This is a genomic window from Pseudomonas sp. microsymbiont 2 (genome assembly GCF_054788395.1).
In genome coordinates this window covers 1,397,501-1,414,495 of record NZ_CM139112.1, presented here as the reverse complement: position 1 = coordinate 1,414,495, position 16,995 = coordinate 1,397,501, and the positions used below count along the sequence as shown (strand labels likewise).

10 protein-coding genes, 2 tRNA genes and 2 rRNA genes (1 of these 14 running past the window's edge) are annotated in these 16,995 nt (G+C 62.2%); 3 read left to right on the top strand and 11 right to left on the bottom strand.

The genetic code is table 11. The features are described 5' to 3' along the window. Nucleotides 1-31 precede the first annotated feature (31 nt). Nucleotides 32-1,066 carry an alpha/beta hydrolase family protein gene (locus ACYUME_RS06425; RefSeq protein WP_460418352.1) on the bottom strand — a complete coding sequence of 345 codons (1,035 nt, stop codon included), beginning with the start codon at nucleotides 1,064-1,066 and terminating at the stop codon, nucleotides 32-34. Between the two features lie 210 nt (nucleotides 1,067-1,276). Beyond that, nucleotides 1,277-1,747, bottom strand: coding sequence for a GNAT family N-acetyltransferase (locus ACYUME_RS06420; RefSeq protein WP_460418351.1), 471 nt, complete (start codon nucleotides 1,745-1,747; stop codon nucleotides 1,277-1,279). Between the two features lie 359 nt (nucleotides 1,748-2,106). Between ACYUME_RS06420 and pdxR the strand changes: the two genes are divergently transcribed. The 3 genes from pdxR to ACYUME_RS06405 all read left to right on the top strand — a co-directional run bounded on the left by pdxR (nucleotide 2,107) and on the right by ACYUME_RS06405 (nucleotide 6,754). Then, nucleotides 2,107-3,588: a MocR-like pyridoxine biosynthesis transcription factor PdxR gene (pdxR, locus tag ACYUME_RS06415; protein ID WP_460418350.1), complete on the top strand. Its 1,482-nt coding sequence runs from the start codon at nucleotides 2,107-2,109 to the stop codon at nucleotides 3,586-3,588. A gap of 278 nt (nucleotides 3,589-3,866) precedes the next feature. After that, the gene (locus tag ACYUME_RS06410) at nucleotides 3,867-5,297 is read left to right on the top strand and encodes an L-lactate permease (protein ID WP_460418349.1); all 1,431 of its coding nucleotides are present in this window, start codon (nucleotides 3,867-3,869) and stop codon (nucleotides 5,295-5,297) included. Nucleotides 5,298-5,314: 17 nt separating this feature from the next. Next, complete coding sequence (locus ACYUME_RS06405) at nucleotides 5,315-6,754, top strand: aminotransferase-like domain-containing protein (protein WP_460418348.1); 1,440 nt, start codon at nucleotides 5,315-5,317, stop codon at nucleotides 6,752-6,754. Nucleotides 6,755-6,891: 137 nt separating this feature from the next. Here ACYUME_RS06405 and ACYUME_RS06400 read toward each other — a convergent pair whose 3' ends face one another. From ACYUME_RS06400 to ACYUME_RS06360, 9 genes are all read right to left on the bottom strand, one after another. Next, on the bottom strand, nucleotides 6,892-7,791 hold the full coding sequence (locus tag ACYUME_RS06400; RefSeq protein WP_460419298.1) for a LysR family transcriptional regulator: 900 nt from the start codon (nucleotides 7,789-7,791) through the stop codon (nucleotides 6,892-6,894). A 46-nt stretch (nucleotides 7,792-7,837) separates the two neighbouring features. Beyond that, on the bottom strand, nucleotides 7,838-9,853 hold the full coding sequence (locus ACYUME_RS06395) for a pyridoxamine 5'-phosphate oxidase family protein (protein WP_460418347.1): 2,016 nt from the start codon (nucleotides 9,851-9,853) through the stop codon (nucleotides 7,838-7,840). An 18-nt stretch (nucleotides 9,854-9,871) separates the two neighbouring features. Further along, entirely contained in the window at nucleotides 9,872-10,501 is a 630-nt protein-coding gene (locus ACYUME_RS06390; RefSeq protein ID WP_460418346.1) for a glutathione S-transferase family protein, read from the bottom strand. Between the two features lie 162 nt (nucleotides 10,502-10,663). Next, nucleotides 10,664-11,218 (bottom strand): UPF0149 family protein, encoded by a 555-nt coding sequence (locus ACYUME_RS06385; protein ID WP_460418345.1) that lies wholly within the window; start codon nucleotides 11,216-11,218, stop codon nucleotides 10,664-10,666. Nucleotides 11,219-11,381: 163 nt separating this feature from the next. Continuing rightward, a complete protein-coding gene (locus ACYUME_RS06380; protein ID WP_279883923.1) occupies nucleotides 11,382-13,025 on the bottom strand; it encodes an acetolactate synthase large subunit in 1,644 nt (547 codons plus the stop codon). Nucleotides 13,026-13,452: 427 nt separating this feature from the next. Continuing rightward, nucleotides 13,453-13,568 (bottom strand): 5S ribosomal RNA (gene rrf / locus ACYUME_RS06375). A 149-nt stretch (nucleotides 13,569-13,717) separates the two neighbouring features. Beyond that, a 23S ribosomal RNA gene (locus tag ACYUME_RS06370) occupies nucleotides 13,718-16,610 on the bottom strand. A 244-nt stretch (nucleotides 16,611-16,854) separates the two neighbouring features. Then, nucleotides 16,855-16,930, bottom strand: a tRNA-Ala gene (locus tag ACYUME_RS06365). Between the two features lie 6 nt (nucleotides 16,931-16,936). Then, nucleotides 16,937-16,995 (bottom strand) — tRNA-Ile (locus ACYUME_RS06360); it runs 18 nt beyond the window's last position.

Sequence of the window (16,995 nt, the reverse complement as noted above, 5' to 3'; positions counted from 1 at the left end):
GCCCATCTGGGCTATGCAACCTCCGCACTCATCAGCTACGAAACGACTGCCCCAGAAATTCGGTAATCAATAAAACGATCTGCCGCTGGATCAGCGCCCGCGGTCGAGCGTTATCGCCATCCCGGCAAATAATGCCATCGCCTGGAGCATCTTCTTCGAGCAACGCCACCGCGCCAGGTTTGCACATCGACAAAAAGCTGAAGTGGCTGGCGTCCTTGATCTCGACATAGCGACTCGTCGCCGGGGGCAACCGCTTGGCCAGGTCGGCGGATTCCAACTGTGCCGGGAGCTCTTCAGAAGGTGCGCCCGCCGCGATCACCAGTGCCGGCACCGGCAACGTCGCCAGGCTTTCAGTGGTCATGCCACGTGACAGGCCCAGGTCCAGGGTGATGATGGCCGTGACACGTCTGTCGCTCAGGTCGCCACCCAGCCGGGACTTCGCAGCCAAGTCGGGATTGATCTGTTTGTAAACGCCACAACTGGCCAGTTGTGGATGGGCCGTGCAGTCCTGGGCAAAGCGCTCGGGATCGAACCGGGACCCGGCGATTTCCAGGGCGGTCCAGCCACCGAGTGAGTGACCTGCCACTGCAATTTTTCCCTTCGCCACTGCCCCAAATCGATCCGGCTGAGCCAGGACCGCATCGATGGCCCGTTGCAGATCGATGGGACGCTGCCACAACTGTGCGGCGGCTTCAGGGTTGCGATTGCGGGTGGTCGTTCCGGGGTGGTTGACCGCCGCCACCATGTAACCCTGCCGCACCAGCGCACTGGCCAGCCATGACTGGTTCCCCCAGTTACCGCGAAAACCATGGGAAAGCACCACCAATGGATGCGCGCCAGAGGCCGGGGGGGCATCGCGTACGGCAAGGTCACCGACAAACACCGGGGTATCCGCGATCAGCTGCGGCGTGGCCGTGGAGGTACTCGGGTACCAGACGACCAGTTCCAGCGGGCGACCATTTTGCTCGTCCGCCAATGTAGAGGTCCGAAAACCGATGGGAATATCGCCCGCGAATGCAGGCAGGTTCAGACAGATAGAGAGCAAGAAGCCGAGCACTGTTTTCATTGTTTTTCTTCCTTGAAGGGATCAGCGCCGATTGGACGTGATCGGGTGCGCGGGAAACATATCAGCCGTCATGGCGACACGCACAGTACATTCGATTGATATGACTGAACTGGAGCTTGCCCGCAAACACTGGCGAAGCAGATGCCATGTACCACGGCACCTGCTTCGCGTGCCTGCTCCCACAGGGTCCTTCAACTGTCCCGAACGTTCCTAGTGGGCTACATCCATGGGCATCCGATACTCGATCACCCCCGGCTTCTCGGCAATCCAGTCATACAACCGCTGCGCAGTCCGGTTGGTCTCCTGGGTATGCCAGTACAGCCGGTCGCACCGCTGCTGCCGGGCCTGGCCCTGGACGAACTCGATCAGTTGCTTGCCGATCATTCGCCCGCGGGCGCTCGGGCACACGTACAGGTCTTCCAGGTAGCAGAAGTCGTTGCGCCCCCAGGTCGAGCGGTGGAACACATAGTGGACGAAGCCGAAGAGCCGTTCGCCGTCGGTGGCCACGGCGCAGTGCATGGGCTCGGCCGGGTCGAAGAAGCGGGCCCAGGTGCGCTCGGTGATGGCTGGGCCCAGGTCTACCTGGTAGAAGGCCTGGTATTGCGCCCAGTAGTCGTGCCAGGGCTGGAGGTCGGTTTGCTTCACCTCGCGGATGAAGACTGGTAGTTGGGTGGTGGTCATTGGTGGAACCCCTTTTGGGCAATGCAGTGTGAATGAGTGAGGGGGCCGGCCTGCCCGTAGCGCTTGCCTTCCTTGGTGGTTGCTTGCGGGCTGGGGTTTTATAGCGGATAAATGGTTGGTTTTTACCTGCCAATTAGTTGGAAATTGCCAGACCATTTTGGGGTTCTGGATAGGGGTAAGGCTTGAGATTGCCGGGGGCGCTTCGCGCCCCTTTCGCGACACAAGGCCGCTCCTACAGGGGTTCGCGGTCGCCTGTGGGAGCGGACCTTGCCGGGGCGCCGGACCGGTCGGAAAGGGCTGCGAAGCGGCCCCGGCGTTGGCAGCCATTAATCAGGTCCATCAGCCAGGGAATCAGGCCAATGTTCAAACACGCGCAGCTGGAATCGGTGAAAGCCTGGATCAACGACCCCGCCCATGGCGCGCTGGCCTTGCATGTGCGTATCCAACGGGCGATCCGTCAGCTGATCCTCGACGGCGCACTGCCGGTGGGCAAGGCGTTGCCCGCCTCGCGCCCGCTGGCCCAGTCCCTGGGCGTGTCGCGCGATACCGTGGAGTCGGCCTACAGCCAGTTGCACGCCGAGGGTTTCATCGAGCGACGCGTAGGTAGCGGCAGCTTCGTGTCGCAACGGGCCCGATGCCTGCCGTCGCGCAAGCGCCAGCGCCCGGCGCATCAGCAGGCCCCCGTGCAGTTGAGCCGCCGAGGTGAAGCGCTGTTGCACAGCGGTGGCGTCCACAACTTCCAGTCGCCCCGCCCCTTCGCCCCGGGCGTGGCCGAAACCCGGCACTTCCCCCTGGCCATCTGGGAGAAGCTGGAACGGCAGGTGTACAAGGAATACGGCACGCGGGCGCTGGAACACAGCGAGCCGCAAGGCATGGCCCCCTTGCGCAGGGCAATCGCCGACTACCTCAACCTCGAGCGCGGGGCCCAGGCATCCGCCGAGCGCATCCTGATCCTCACCAGCTCGCAGCAGGCCCTTGGCCTGTGCGCCCAGGTGCTCATGGACGCAGGCGACCAGGTACTGGTCGAAGACCCGCTGTACCAAGGCACCCGCAAGGCCGTCACCGCCGCCGGCCTGGCATGCGTGCCGGTCCCGGTGGACGCGCACGGCCTGCAGGTGGACGCCATGGCCCGGCTGGCGCCGGATGCCCGGGCGGTATTCCTCACCCCTTCGCACCAATACCCGACCGGCGCGACCCTGGCGCTGGACCGGCGCCTGCTGGCGATCGAATGGGCACGCCAGCAACAGGCCTGGATCATCGAGGACGACTACGACAGCGAGTTCCACTACGCCGGCCGCCCCACCGCCTGCGTGCAGGGCCTGGACCCGCATGAACGCACGCTGTACATCGGTACCTTCACCAAATCGCTGTTCGCCGGCCTGCGCATCGGCTACCTGCTGCTGCCGCCCCAGCTCGTCGCGCCGATGACCGCCGCCCGAACGCTGCAGGACGGACATAACGCCTCCATCGCCCAGTTGACCCTGGCCCGGTTCATGGAAGGCGGGCACTTCAACGCCCATGTGCGGGCCATGCGCGCGCTCTACGCCGAGCGGCGGGATGTGCTGGCGGATCTGCTGCGCAGGCACTTGGGGGCGTTTCTCGTGCCGCAGGTGCCCGCTGGCGGGCTGCAGATGCCCTGCCATTTCGTGCAGGGCCTGTCTGAAGACTCCGTGGTCAGGGCGGCACGCGGGGTGGGGATCGATCTGTTGGGGCTGGGCAGCTTGTACGCGGTGCCGAGGAACGATGCCGGCTTGCTGATGGGGTTTGCGGCACTGACACCCGCGCAGATGAGGGAGGCGGTGGTGAAACTGGAGAAGGTGCTGGCAGGCTTGGCCAGATAGCCACGCTGCGTGCAAGCAGTACGGTCAAAACCCATGCCGAATGCGACCAGAATGCCCGCTCCACGTAATGCCTCGGATTGCAGGCATTAACGGCCAATATCGCAGTCAGCGCCCAGAAATCCAGGCATTGGCGTGAGAGGAGGTGCAAACAGGTGGCTCCAATACCACAAGCCCCGGGGCTGTATTGAAAAACCTCCACCCCCTGTATCTATTGCAGTCCCGCCCTTCCCTCCACCATCCCTTCCACACTCCTCTGGATGGCTGAAGGAACCCGCATCATGGCTGCCCTGCTGCTGCAAATGTCCCCCATTGGCCTGGTAATCGCCCTGATCCTGCTGCTGCGCCGACCACCCGTGCAGGCCGCGCTGGCCGGCGTGGCCGGTGTCCTGCTGCTGTGGGGCCTGGGCGCCGCGCAGCCGCTGTCGGCGGCGGTATCCGGCGCCATTGTGCAAGACACACTGATCCTGTTCCTCAGCACCGCCTGCGTGATCATTCCGGGGCTGGCCTTCGTCATCCTGGTCGAACGCGCCAACGCACCGCAGGCGATCGGTGCCTGGGTGCAGGAGCTGGGCTGGACGCCGCCGATGCAGGTGATCTTCATCGTGCTGGGCCTGGCGCCACTGCTGGAGGCGATGACCGGGTTCGGCGTATCGCTGATCGCCACGGTGCCGCTGCTGATGGGGCTGTTCTCGCGTCAAGTCGGCATGAAGATGGCGCTGGCCGGCATGGTGGTGATGCCCTGGGGCACGCTGGGGCTGGCCACGGTGATCGGCGCGCTGCTGGCCCATGTGCCGGCGCAGGAGCTGGGCAGCCACTCGGCACTGGTCAGCGCCCCGGTGTTCCTCGGCCTGGCCGCCGTGGCGCTGACGTTGGCGCGGGTTCGCGGCGTAAGGGCGTGGCTGGGGCTGGCACTGGTCTCGCTGCTGTTCAGCGCGGTGCTGTATGTGATCAATCGCTGGATCGGCCCGGAAGCCGCTGGCGTACTGGCCGGGCTGACAGTGGTCTGCGTCGGGCTGGGGCTCTCCTGGGCGCGACGCGGGGCGCTGGTGCGCTGGCCGCAGGCGGCGTGGCCGTACCTGGCCCTGCTGGCGGTGATCATCGTCTCGCGGGGGCTGTTCCTGCTGTCGGGATGGGACGGGTTGTGGGTGGTGCATGGCACCAATGTGTCGTGGAAGCCGCTGGCTTCGCCGGGGCTGGCCTTGCTGCTGGTGGTGCTGATGATGGTCGCCCGCCAGGGCGCAGGCTTCCCGTGGCAGGCGCTGGTCAAGCGGGCGCGGTTCCCGGTGGCGACGATCTTCCTGTTTCTGCTGCTCTCCCAGGTGATGGTCAAGGCCGGTTTCCTGGTCGAGGCGCAACGAGCACTGCAAGCATTGTCGGGTGTATCGCTGGCGTCGACGGTGTCGCTGTTGGCGGGGCTGGCCGGTTACGTCACCGGCTCCAATGTCGGCGGCACCACGCTGGTGATGCCGTCCATCGCCGCGTTGTCCAGCGTCCACGGCCCTTGGCTGGCGGCCATGGCCAACAGCGCCGCAGGACATGGCGCGCTGGGCTCGTTGTCGATCCTGTCGCTGATCATCGGGCTGGCTGGAGCCAACCGCGAGGAAGAGCACGGGCTGATCCGCTTCGGCTTTGCCCTGGTGCTGCTGAACATCGTCATCGTGGCTGCAACGGGCACGGTTTTGCTCTACCTTTGCGCAGCCCCCGCCTGACACCACACAAGGCCGCCATGGACCGCAACCCCAAGCCCGACAAACGCTGGCACACCGTCAACGCCTGGCTGCTGCGCCAGATCGACAGCGGCGAATGGCCCAGCGGCACACAGCTACCCTCGGTACGCGAGCTGGCGCGGCTGTTCGACAGCAGCATCGCCACCGTGCAACGGGCCTTGGCGGAGCTGGAGGCCAATGCCTATGTGCAGGCCACGCCGCGGATCGGCTATTTCGTCGCCAAGGGCGCGGCCCAGGTGCAGGGATTCGACCTGGCCAGTGTCACCGTCAACGTCAACCACGCGGTGGTCGCCATGCTCGCCCAGGCGACCAGCACCACCGCGCTGTCATTGAGCTCGGCGGTGCTGCACGACGAGCTCACGCCCCATGTGCTGCTGAACAAGTGCCTGGCGACGCTGGCCGCCAAGGCCGACCAGCCATTGGCTGGCCTGATCGCCCCGCCGGGCCTGGCCTCGCTGCGCCGGCGCATCGCCGGGCTGATGCTGCAACGCGGCGTTGCCTGCGGCCCGGACGAAGTCCTGGTGACCTCCGGCGACACCATCGCCCTCGAACTGGCCCTCGAAGCCGTCGCCCGGCCAGGCGCCACGGTGGCCATCGAAACACCTACCTACTACGGCATCCTGCAGGCCATCGAACGCCTGGGCATGCGCGCCCTGCCCATCCGTACCCACGCCGACAGCGGCATGGACCTCGAACACCTGGAGTGGGCCCTCAAGCGCGGCAAGGTCGATGTGGTGTTCCTCAACCCGACGCTGCAGAACCCACGGGGCTTCATCATGCCCGACGCGGCGCGGGCACGGCTGTCACAGCTGGCGCAGGCGGCGGATGTGCCGATCATCGAGGACGATATCTTCTTCGACCTGGCGGACGAGGCGCAGCGGCCCAAGGCGATCAAGCACTACGACACGACCGGGCAGACAATCTATTGCTCGTCGTTCTCCAAGACCGTGGCGCCGGGGTACCGGGTGGGCTGGTGCGTGGCGGGGCGGTATCGGGATGCGATCCTGGCCCAGCTGTTTTCGCGCAACCTGGCAGTGTCGAGCCTGGCCCAGCGGGTGCTGGATGAGTTTATCGGCCGGGGGTACATGGAGGAGCACTGCGCGAAGCTGCGTGGGCGACTGGCGGCGCAGGCCGAGGTAATGGAGGCGCTGGTGCGCTCGGCGTTTCCGCTGGGAACACGGTACGTGGCGCCGCAGGGCGGGTTTATCCATTGGATAGAATTGCCGGAAGGGACGGACATGGTGGCGCTGCAGCAGCTTGCCGCAGAGCGTGGCTGCAATGTCGGCGGCAGCGGGATGTTCTTTGCCGATGGGGAGTGTGGCACTGGGTTGCGGGTGTGCCTGGGGCGGGTGATTACGCCTGAGGTGATGCGGGGCCTGCAGGTGTTGTCCGAATGTGCAAGACAGGTCCCCTGCAAAGCCCGGGCTGACCAAATGTAGTGCTGACAGGCTTCTACATTGAGGCCGGTTCACCCCCTGTGGGAGCGGGTTCACCCGCGAACACCGGCGCAGTCGGTGCCATGCACCGCGTCGCATTCTTCGCGGGTAAACCCGCTCCCACAGAGATGTGGCGAGCCTCAGGTCAGATGCTCATGTCCGCGCAAATGCTCGGCCAACATATCGATAAAGGTCCGCACCTTGGTCGAGCCATATTTGCTCTCCCGATGCAGGATATGGATCGGCCAGGGCGCTTCCTCGTACTCGGCCAGGATCACCTGCAAGCGCCCGGCCGCCACTTCGTCCGCCACCTGGTACGACAGCAGCCGTGCAATCCCGAGCCCGGCGCTGGCCGCGGCAATGGCGGCGTCGTTGCTGGTCACGGTCAGGCGCGGCTTCATGCGGATCAGCGTCGGGTCGTCGATGGCGCCGAAGCGCCAGTCCGTGCGTGGCGACAGGGTCCCGGCGGCGATGACTTCGTGCTTCTGCAATTCAGAGGGATGGCGCGGCGTGCCGTGGCGTTCGAGGTACTCGGGCGAGGCGCACAGCAACCGGCGCATCCTGCCCACGCGCAACGCCTTGAGGCCCGAATCGGGCAACTGGCCGATGCGCACCGCCACGTCCATGCCCTCCTCCACCAGGTTCACCACGCGGTCGAGAAAGTACGCCGACACATCCACCTCGGGGTACTGCTGCAGGTAACGGACGATGCACGGCATGACGAACTTCTTGCCGAACAGGATCGGCGCGGTCACCGCCAGGTCGCCCTTGGGCGCGGCGTTGATGCCGGCGGCGGCTTCGTTGGCCTCGACGATGCTGGCGAGGATGTGCCGGGTGTCCTCCAGGTAGCGCCCGCCGGCCTCGGTCAGGCGCACGCTGCGGGTGGTGCGCAGCAGCAGCTTGACCCCGAGCTGTTCCTCCAGGGCGCTGACGGCGCGGGTCACCGCTGCCGGCGAGATGGCCAGGCGGCGGGCGGCGGCGGCGAAGCTTTCCAGCTCGCCCACGGCCACGAACACTTTCATCAGGTGGATCTGGTCCATGCCGCGCCCCACGCGTTGTCGTGGGGCGATTATCGCCGTGGTCACGCTAGAGCTCCAGTACCAGGGGCTGCACACCTTCCTCGGCCTGGGCGGGGATGGCGCAGCAGATCAGCACGCTGCCGGGCTCGGGCAATTCGGCGGGCGGGTTCGGGTAGTGGACCTGGCCGCTGACCAATTTGGTCCTGCAGGTACCGCAGGAGCCTCCTCGGCAACTGAAGTCCGGCGACAGGCCACGGCTTTCCGCCAGCTCCAGCAGGGTGCCGCTGTCCGGTGCCCAACGCGCCTCCTTGGCGGAGCTGGCGAAGTACACCGGCACCGGCTCGCTGGCGGGTAGGGGCTGCTGCAGCGTCGGCTGATTGTCGTCGGTGTGGCGGCGCAGGGTCGAGGGGCCGAAGGCTTCGGCATGAATGCGGGCGTCGGGCACATGCACGCCGCGCAGGCCTTCGTACAGGTCCTGGGTGAAGCTGGCCGGGCCGCAGAGGTAGAAGTCGTGGTCGTCCAATGCCAGCGAGGCCTTGATTTGCTCGATGCCCAGGCGGCTGGCGAATTGGTAGTCATGCCCTGGCACGGCCGAGGGCTCGGGCTGGCTCAGGGCACGATGGATGCTCAGCAAGCCATTGGCGTGTTGCTGAAGCGCGGCAAGCTCCTGCTGGAACGGCAAGTCGGCCAGTGTGCGCCCGCCATGGAACAGGTGGATGCGCCGCCCCTGCCCTTTCGCCAGCTGCTCGCGGAGCATGGCGATCAACGGGGTGATGCCGACGCCCGCGCCAATCAGTACAAGTGGCCGGTCGCTCTGCTGATCCAGGGTGAAGCTGCCCATGGGCTGGCGCACCTCCAGCCGATCGCCGACCTTCACCTGTTGGTGCAGATAGCGTGACGCCGGCCCCTGCGCCTTGACGCTGATGCGCAGGAAGCCATCGGACGGCGCGCTGGACAGGCTGTAGGTACGGATTAGCGGCGCCTCCCCATCGATACGCAAACGCACGGGAATATGCTGGCCAGGGGCGAAGGCCACTGCGGCGCCATCCTCGGGTTGCAGATGGAACGAGCGGATATCGCGACTCTCCTGCTCGATGTGCAGTACCCGCCAGGTCAGCCATTGGCGCTGCCGTTCGCGCTGTTGCAGGCGCTGCTCGGCTTCGCGCCAAGTACCGGTCATCAGGCTGGTGGGTGCGTATTCCTGGAAGGCCCAGCGCAGCGACACGGCAGCCCGGCGCAGCACCACCTGCTCGATCTCCAGGGTCCAGATCCGCTCGGCGCCTTCGAAGGCGCTGATCAGCGGGCTGTCGAGAATCACCTCGGTACGCCCGGAAACCTGCAGCACATCGCCCGTGGTGAAGTCGACGAACAGCAGGCCAGCGACCGGGTTCACCAGCAGATTGCCGAGGGTATTGAAATGCAGGTTGCCGGCGTAGTCGGGAATGGTCAGGCGATTGCCCTCGACCCTGACGAAACCGGGCCGGCCACCGCGATGGGACACGTCCACCGAGCGCTGGCCAGCGCCCTGATCGACGTAGCTGGCGACAAAGAAGGTGTCGGCGCTTTCGATCATCGCGCGGGTTGCGGCATCGAGCGCCGCTGAATCCCGTCGCCCCTGCCGCGGCTCGTCGACGCGGGTGTACTCGCGCAGCTGGATGTACTGCGGGCAGTTGCCGAACGACTGCTCGACCACCACCTCCAGCTGGCCGGCGCTGGCCCTGCGGATCAGGCCATTGAGGCGATTGCGCCGCCGCGTGTGCAGCTCGATCCCCAGGAGGCCGATGGCGCCACCCGCCACCAGGCCCGGCGTGGCCGGATCGTCGTTGGCGAGGTCGGCGCCGATCAGCAGTTGCCGTGGATCGGGCGAGCTGACGAAACCTTCCGGGCCTTCGAGCAGCGTCGCCCAGGGTTTGCCTGCCGCGTCCACGGCACCGGCCACCATGAACGGCAGCTGCTGATAGAACGTGCGATGCTGGTCGGGCATGTAGTCACGAATAACCTTTTGCCCGAACACCTCCATGCGCTCTGCAACACCGACGTGCTCCTGCAGCCGTTTTTCACCTGCATGCCAGGGCGATTGCATGGCGGCATTCCTCGGGATTCAGAGGGTGGTCTGCAAACCGATGACCGTACGCGGCATCGGCACGAAGCCCGGCAGCGCCTCGACCCGGGCCAGCCAGGCGCGCACGTTGGGGTAAGGCTCCAGCGACACGTTGCCTTCCGGCGCGTGGGCGATGTACGAGTAGTTGGCGATATCGGCGATGGTCGCCTGGTCACCGACCAGGAACGGGCCCTTGGCCAGTTCGGCGTCGATCACCTTGAGCAGGGTGTGGGCGCGGCCGATGACTTCATCGGTGTTGAACGAGGCGCCGAACACCGTCACCAGGCGTGCCGCCGCCGGGCCGAAGGCCAGGGGACCCGCCGCCACCGACAGCCAGCGCTGCACTCGGGCGGCACCGACCGGATCCGCAGGCAACCAGCGCTCACCGCCGTAGGCCTTGGCCAGGTAGACCAGGATGGCGTTGGAATCGGCGATGATGATGCCGTTGTCATCGATCACCGGCACCTGGCCGAAGGGGTTGATGGCGAGAAATTCTGGCTGCTTGTGTTCGCCCTTGGCCAGGTCGACGAAGACCAGTTCGGTGGGCAGTTCGAGCAGCGACAGCATCAGCTCGATGCGGTGGGCGTGACCGGACTTGGGGAAGTTGTACAGTTTGATCGGGCTTGGCATGTGCGGGGCTCCGGATCAGCGCCGGGAGTGGCGCTGCTGGAGGACATGCTGCACTGGATCGCCCGACAGCAGAATCAGTGCCGGGAGCAATCCAGTATTTCGTCAGATGGAATAATCACACTCGCGGGACAGGCCCGTTCCCACGCGCTCGCGATGGCGATCTCAATGACGGTGCTGTTTCTGGTACTGATACAACCCCCGCGCCGCCTCGACCACCAGCGGCACACAGGCCTGGTGCTCATCGAAGCTCATCGAGTCGAGCAGCTCGAAATTGTCTTCCAACCCATGCAGGGAAATGGCCTTGAGCAGACGATCCTGCTCCGGCGGCAATTCGCTCCACTCGGCCACTTGCGTGCCGCGCATGTAACCGAAGCACCACTCCTCGAGAATGATCGCTGGACCTTCCTCGCCTTCGCTCTCCTCGAACAACGGTTCGAAGTGCTCGAGGTCGTCGGCCAGTTCTTCCGCCACCTGACTGGCGTAACGCAGCATCAACGCGGTGTAGGCCTCTTCATCGGCGGGCTTCTTGAACTTCGGCACCTTGCCGCCAGCGACAACGGGTAGCCACTGCTCGGGGTTGACCTTGGCAGGGGAGCTGGCCAAGGCGGTGAAGAAGCCGTTGAGCTCGGCCAGGTTGAGCACCGAATAATCGTTGCCGTAGGTGATCAGCAGGTCTTCGAGACGGTCGAGTTCTTTTTCGCTGAGTGCGGGGAGCATGGGCGGGTGTCCTGGGGCGGAGATTTGCGTGCACCCTAGCACATGAGGAAAGACATTGAGGGAAATGAAACCAGAACAAAAGCAATCGCGGGTCAAGCCCGCTCCCACAAGGCCTGAGTTGGCTCTGTGGGAGCGGACTTGACCCGCGATTGGTCGTCAGCGTTTAGACCGCCAGCGCGCGCTCACGCAGCTCGCTGTTGAGGATGCGGTCGTTCTCGCTGTAGTCCACCGGGCAGTCGATCACGTGCACGCCAGGAGTCTTGATACAGTGCTCGAGCAGCGGCAGGAAGCCTTCGGCGCTTTCCACTCGGTGGCCATTGGCACCGTAGGCTTCGGCGTACTTGACGAAGTCCGGGTTGCCATAATCCAGGCCGAAATCGGTGAAGCCCATGTTGGCCTGCTTCCAGCGGATCATGCCGTAGCCATCGTCGCGCAGGATCACCACGGTCAGGTGCATGCCCAGACGCACGGCGGTTTCCAGCTCCTGGCTGTTCATCATGAAGCCACCGTCGCCGCAGACCGAGATCACCGGGCGATCCGGATACACCAGGTGCGAGGCCATGGCCGACGGCAGGCCGGCGCCCATGGTCGCCAGGGCGTTGTCCAGCAGCACGGTGTTGGGCTTGTGCGCTTTGTAGTTGCGGGCGAACCAGATCTTGTAGATACCGTTGTCCAGGGCAACGATGCCTTCGGACGGCAGGGCGCGACGGATGTCGGCGACCATGCGCTGCGGGTAGATCGGGAAGCGGTCGTCATCGGCGCCCTCGGCGATCTGCGCTTCGTTCGCTTCGCGGATGGCCATCAGGCGGGTGAAGTCCCAGTGGCTGGTGTCGGTCAGCGCTTCGCTGATCTGCCACACGGCGTTGGCAATGTCGCCGATCACTTCCACCTGCGGGAAGTACACGGCATCCACCTCGGCCGAGCGGAAGCTGACGTGGATCACTTCGGTACCGCCACGAACCATGAAGAACGGTGGCTTCTCGATCACGTCGTGGCCGATGTTGACGATCAGGTCGGCGGCTTCGACGGCGCGATGCACGAAGTCACCGGAGGACAGCGCGGCGTTGCCCAGGAAACGGGGGTGGCGCTCGTCGACCACACCTTTACCCATCTGGGTGGTGATGAACGGGATACCGGTCTTGTCGATCAGTTGCTTGAGGACCTTGGCGGTCATCTTGCGGTTGGCGCCGGCGCCGATCACCAGGATCGGGTTGCGGGCGTTCTGCAGTTTCTGCACGGCGGCTTCGATGGCCACGTGCTCGGCCAGCGGGCGACGGTGCAGGCTGCGCGGGATCGGCAGGGCGTCGGTCTGCTCGGCGGCAATGTCTTCCGGCAGCTCCAGGTGCACGGCGCCCGGCTTCTCTTCCTCGGCCAGGCGGAAAGCTTCACGCATGCGCGCAGGAATGTTGTCGGCCGAGGCGAACTGGTGGGTGTACTTGGTGATGGGGTCCATCATGCCGCACACGTCGATGATCTGGAAACGGCCTTGCTTGGACTTCTTGATCGGCTTCTGGCCGGTGATCATCATCATCGGCATGCCGCCCAGGTAGGCGTAGGCGCTGGCAGTCACCAGGTTGGTCGCGCCGGGGCCGAGGGTCGACAGGCTGACGCCGGTCTTGCCGGTCAGACGGCCATAGGTGGCGGCCATGAAGCCCGCGGATTGCTCGTGGCGGGTCAGCACCAGCTTGATCTTCGATTTGCGCAGAGACTCGAGCAGGTCGAGGTTTTCCTCACCAGGAATGCCGAACACATATTCGACACCTTCGTTTTCCAGGCATTGCACAACGACATCGGCGGCCTTGGCCATCTTGCTTCTAACCTCAAGTAATAGGACGGTGAAAGTCCAGAAATGCGCAGCACGGTACGCTGGCATCGCTCGGTCCGGGTGCCAGGATTGCCCCGAACCTAAGCCTTGACGCAGGGTAGGTACGGGGAAGTCACGTAATTGTGACGGCAATATTGTCGCACCTGTGACGAAGCGATGTGAGGTAGCCGACGAGCAAAGGAAATTTGCGTGATCGTCAGCAAACGGATGCCTGTGTAGGAGCGGCCTTGTGTCGCGAAAGGGCTGCGAAGCAGCCCCGGCGATATCTGCTTGATGCATAAATCCTGGGGCCGCTACGCGCCCCTTTCGCGACACAAGGCCGCTCCTACAGGGGGCGGTTTTGGTTTGGCGGACCCGGAAAAGACAAAACCCCTACCTGCTCGCGCAGATAGGGGTTTTGCGAAATGAATCTTGACGATGACCTACTCTCACATGGGGAAACCCCACACTACCATCGGCGATGCATCGTTTCACTGCTGAGTTCGGGATGGGATCAGGTGGTTCCAATGCTCTATGGTCGTCAAGAAATTCTGTTGCCAGAAGATCCAGATGGATACTCTAGCGAATTCGGATATGTGAATTTGTGGCTCTTTATTTCAAGAGCAGCGAACTTTCGGGTCTTTCGTCTTCACCACCACAATTTGGCTTTCATGCACAAATTGCTTGGGTGTTATATGGTCAAGCCTCACGGGCAATTAGTATTGGTTAGCTCAACGCCTCACAGCGCTTACACACCCAACCTATCAACGTCGTAGTCTTCGACGGCCCTTCAGGGAGCTCAAGGCTCCAGTGAGATCTCATCTTGAGGCAAGTTTCCCGCTTAGATGCTTTCAGCGGTTATCTCTTCCGAACATAGCTACCCGGCAATGCCACTGGCGTGACAACCGGAACACCAGAGGTTCGTCCACTCCGGTCCTCTCGTACTAGGAGCAGCCCCTCTCAAATCTCAAACGTCCACGGCAGATAGGGACCGAACTGTCTCACGACGTTCTAAACCCAGCTCGCGTACCACTTTAAATGGCGAACAGCCATACCCTTGGGACCGGCTTCAGCCCCAGGATGTGATGAGCCGACATCGAGGTGCCAAACACCGCCGTCGATATGAACTCTTGGGCGGTATCAGCCTGTTATCCCCGGAGTACCTTTTATCCGTTGAGCGATGGCCCTTCCATACAGAACCACCGGATCACTAAGACCTACTTTCGTACCTGCTCGACGTGTTTGTCTCGCAGTCAAGCGCGCTTTTGCCTTTATACTCTACGACCGATTTCCGACCGGTCTGAGCGCACCTTCGTACTCCTCCGTTACTCTTTGGGAGGAGACCGCCCCAGTCAAACTACCCACCATACACTGTCCTCGATCCGGATAACGGACCTGAGTTAGAACCTCAAGGTTGCCAGGGTGGTATTTCAAGGATGGCTCCATGAGAACTGGCGTCCCCACTTCAAAGCCTCCCACCTATCCTACACAAGCAAGCTCAAAGTCCAGTGCAAAGCTATAGTAAAGGTTCACGGGGTCTTTCCGTCTAGCCGCGGATACACTGCATCTTCACAGCGATTTCAATTTCACTGAGTCTCGGGTGGAGACAGCGCCGCCATCGTTACGCCATTCGTGCAGGTCGGAACTTACCCGACAAGGAATTTCGCTACCTTAGGACCGTTATAGTTACGGCCGCCGTTTACCGGGGCTTCGATCAAGAGCTTCGCTTGCGCTAACCCCATCAATTAACCTTCCGGCACCGGGCAGGCGTCACACCCTATACGTCCACTTTCGTGTTTGCAGAGTGCTGTGTTTTTAATAAACAGTCGCAGCGGCCTGGTATCTTCGACCGGCATGGGCTTACGGAGCAAGTCCTTCACCCTCGCCGGCGCACCTTCTCCCGAAGTTACGGTGCCATTTTGCCTAGTTCCTTCACCCGAGTTCTCTCAAGCGCCTTGGTATTCTCTACCTAACCACCTGTGTCGGTTTGGGGTACGGTTCCCAGTTATCTGAAGCTTAGGAGCTTTTCTTGGAAGCATGGCATCAACCACTTCGCGCTCTAATGAGCACTCGTCATCAGCTCTCGGCCTTGAGATCCCGGATTTGCCTAAGATCTCAGCCTACCACCTTAAACTTGGACAACCAACGCCAAGCTGGCCTAGCCTTCTCCGTCCCTCCATCGCAATAACTGGAAGTACAGGAATATTAACCTGTTTTCCATCGACTACGCTTTTCAGCCTCGCCTTAGGGACCGACTAACCCTGCGTCGATTAACGTTGCGCAGGAAACCTTGGTCTTTCGGCGTGCGAGTTTTTCACTCGCATTGTCGTTACTCATGTCAGCATTCGCACTTCTGATACCTCCAGCAAGCTTCTCAACTCACCTTCACAGGCTTACAGAACGCTCCTCTACCGCATCACCAGAGGTGATACCCGTAGCTTCGGTGCATGGTTTGAGCCCCGTTACATCTTCCGCGCAGGCCGACTCGACTAGTGAGCTATTACGCTTTCTTTAAAGGATGGCTGCTTCTAAGCCAACCTCCTAGCTGTCTAAGCCTTCCCACATCGTTTCCCACTTAACCATGACTTTGGGACCTTAGCTGACGGTCTGGGTTGTTTCCCTTTTCACGACGGACGTTAGCACCCGCCGTGTGTCTCCCATGCTCGGCACTTGTAGGTATTCGGAGTTTGCATCGGTTTGGTAAGTCGGGATGACCCCCTAGCCGAAACAGTGCTCTACCCCCTACAGTGATACATGAGGCGCTACCTAAATAGCTTTCGAGGAGAACCAGCTATCTCCGAGCTTGATTAGCCTTTCACTCCGATCCACAGGTCATCCGCTAACTTTTCAACGGTAGTCGGTTCGGTCCTCCAGTCAGTGTTACCTAACCTTCAACCTGCCCATGGATAGATCGCCCGGTTTCGGGTCTATACCCAGCGACTAAAGCGCCCTATTAAGACTCGCTTTCGCTACGCCTCCCCTATTCGGTTAAGCTCGCCACTGAATATAAGTCGCTGACCCATTATACAAAAGGTACGCAGTCACCTAACAAAGTAGGCTCCCACTGCTTGTACGCATACGGTTTCAGGTTCTATTTCACTCCCCTCTCCGGGGTTCTTTTCGCCTTTCCCTCACGGTACTGGTTCACTATCGGTCAGTCAGTAGTATTTAGCCTTGGAGGATGGTCCCCCCATGTTCAGACAAAGTTTCTCGTGCTCCGTCCTACTCGATTTCACTGGCAAGAGATTTTCGTGTACGGGGCTATCACCCACTATGGCCGCACTTTCCAGAGCGTTCCACTAATCTCAAACCAGCTTAAGGGCTGGTCCCCGTTCGCTCGCCACTACTAAGGGAATCTCGGTTGATTTCTTTTCCTCAGGGTACTTAGATGTTTCAGTTCCCCTGGTTCGCCTCTTGCACCTATGTATTCAGTACAAGATACTCAGCTTATGCTGAGTGGGTTCCCCCATTCAGAGATCTCTGGATCACAGTCTGTTTGCCGACTCCCCAAAGCTTATCGCAGGCTACCACGTCTTTCATCGCCTCTGACTGCCAAGGCATCCACCGTATGCGCTTCTTCACTTGACCATATAACCCCAAGCAATCTGGTTATACTGTGAAGACGACATTCGCCGAAAATTCGCATTTCGCTCATTGCTGAGCAGAACTCACAAATTTTACCTTAGCCTGAATAACCAGCAGTGAAACTGGCATTCAGTCTATCTATCACATATCCGAATTTTTAAAGAACGATCTGACAAAAGTCAGAAATCAACATTCATCAGCGAATGCTCATTTCTAAGTTCTGATCAACTAGACACTACTGCGAAAGTGGTGGAGCCAAGCGGGATCGAACCGCTGACCTCCTGCGTGCAAGGCAGGCGCTCTCCCAGCTGAGCTATGGCCCCGCATATTGGTAGGTCTGGGCAGATTTGAACTGCCGACCTCACCCTTATCAGGGGTGCGCTCTAAC

Excerpts from the sequence above, each read along its gene's own strand:
- ACYUME_RS06425 (WP_460418352.1), bottom strand. The coding sequence starts at position 1,066 with ATGAAAACAGTGCTCGGCTTCTTGCTCTCTATCTGTCTGAACCTGCCT.
- ACYUME_RS06420 (WP_460418351.1), bottom strand. The coding sequence starts at position 1,747 with ATGACCACCACCCAACTACCAGTCTTCATCCGCGAGGTGAAGCAAACC.
- pdxR (WP_460418350.1), top strand. The coding sequence starts at position 2,107 with ATGTTCAAACACGCGCAGCTGGAATCGGTGAAAGCCTGGATCAACGAC.
- ACYUME_RS06410 (WP_460418349.1), top strand. The coding sequence starts at position 3,867 with ATGGCTGCCCTGCTGCTGCAAATGTCCCCCATTGGCCTGGTAATCGCC.
- ACYUME_RS06405 (WP_460418348.1), top strand. The coding sequence starts at position 5,315 with ATGGACCGCAACCCCAAGCCCGACAAACGCTGGCACACCGTCAACGCC.
- ACYUME_RS06400 (WP_460419298.1), bottom strand. The coding sequence starts at position 7,791 with ATGGACCAGATCCACCTGATGAAAGTGTTCGTGGCCGTGGGCGAGCTG.
- ACYUME_RS06395 (WP_460418347.1), bottom strand. The coding sequence starts at position 9,853 with ATGCAATCGCCCTGGCATGCAGGTGAAAAACGGCTGCAGGAGCACGTC.
- ACYUME_RS06390 (WP_460418346.1), bottom strand. The coding sequence starts at position 10,501 with ATGCCAAGCCCGATCAAACTGTACAACTTCCCCAAGTCCGGTCACGCC.
- ACYUME_RS06385 (WP_460418345.1), bottom strand. The coding sequence starts at position 11,218 with ATGCTCCCCGCACTCAGCGAAAAAGAACTCGACCGTCTCGAAGACCTG.
- ACYUME_RS06380 (WP_279883923.1), bottom strand. The coding sequence starts at position 13,025 with ATGGCCAAGGCCGCCGATGTCGTTGTGCAATGCCTGGAAAACGAAGGT.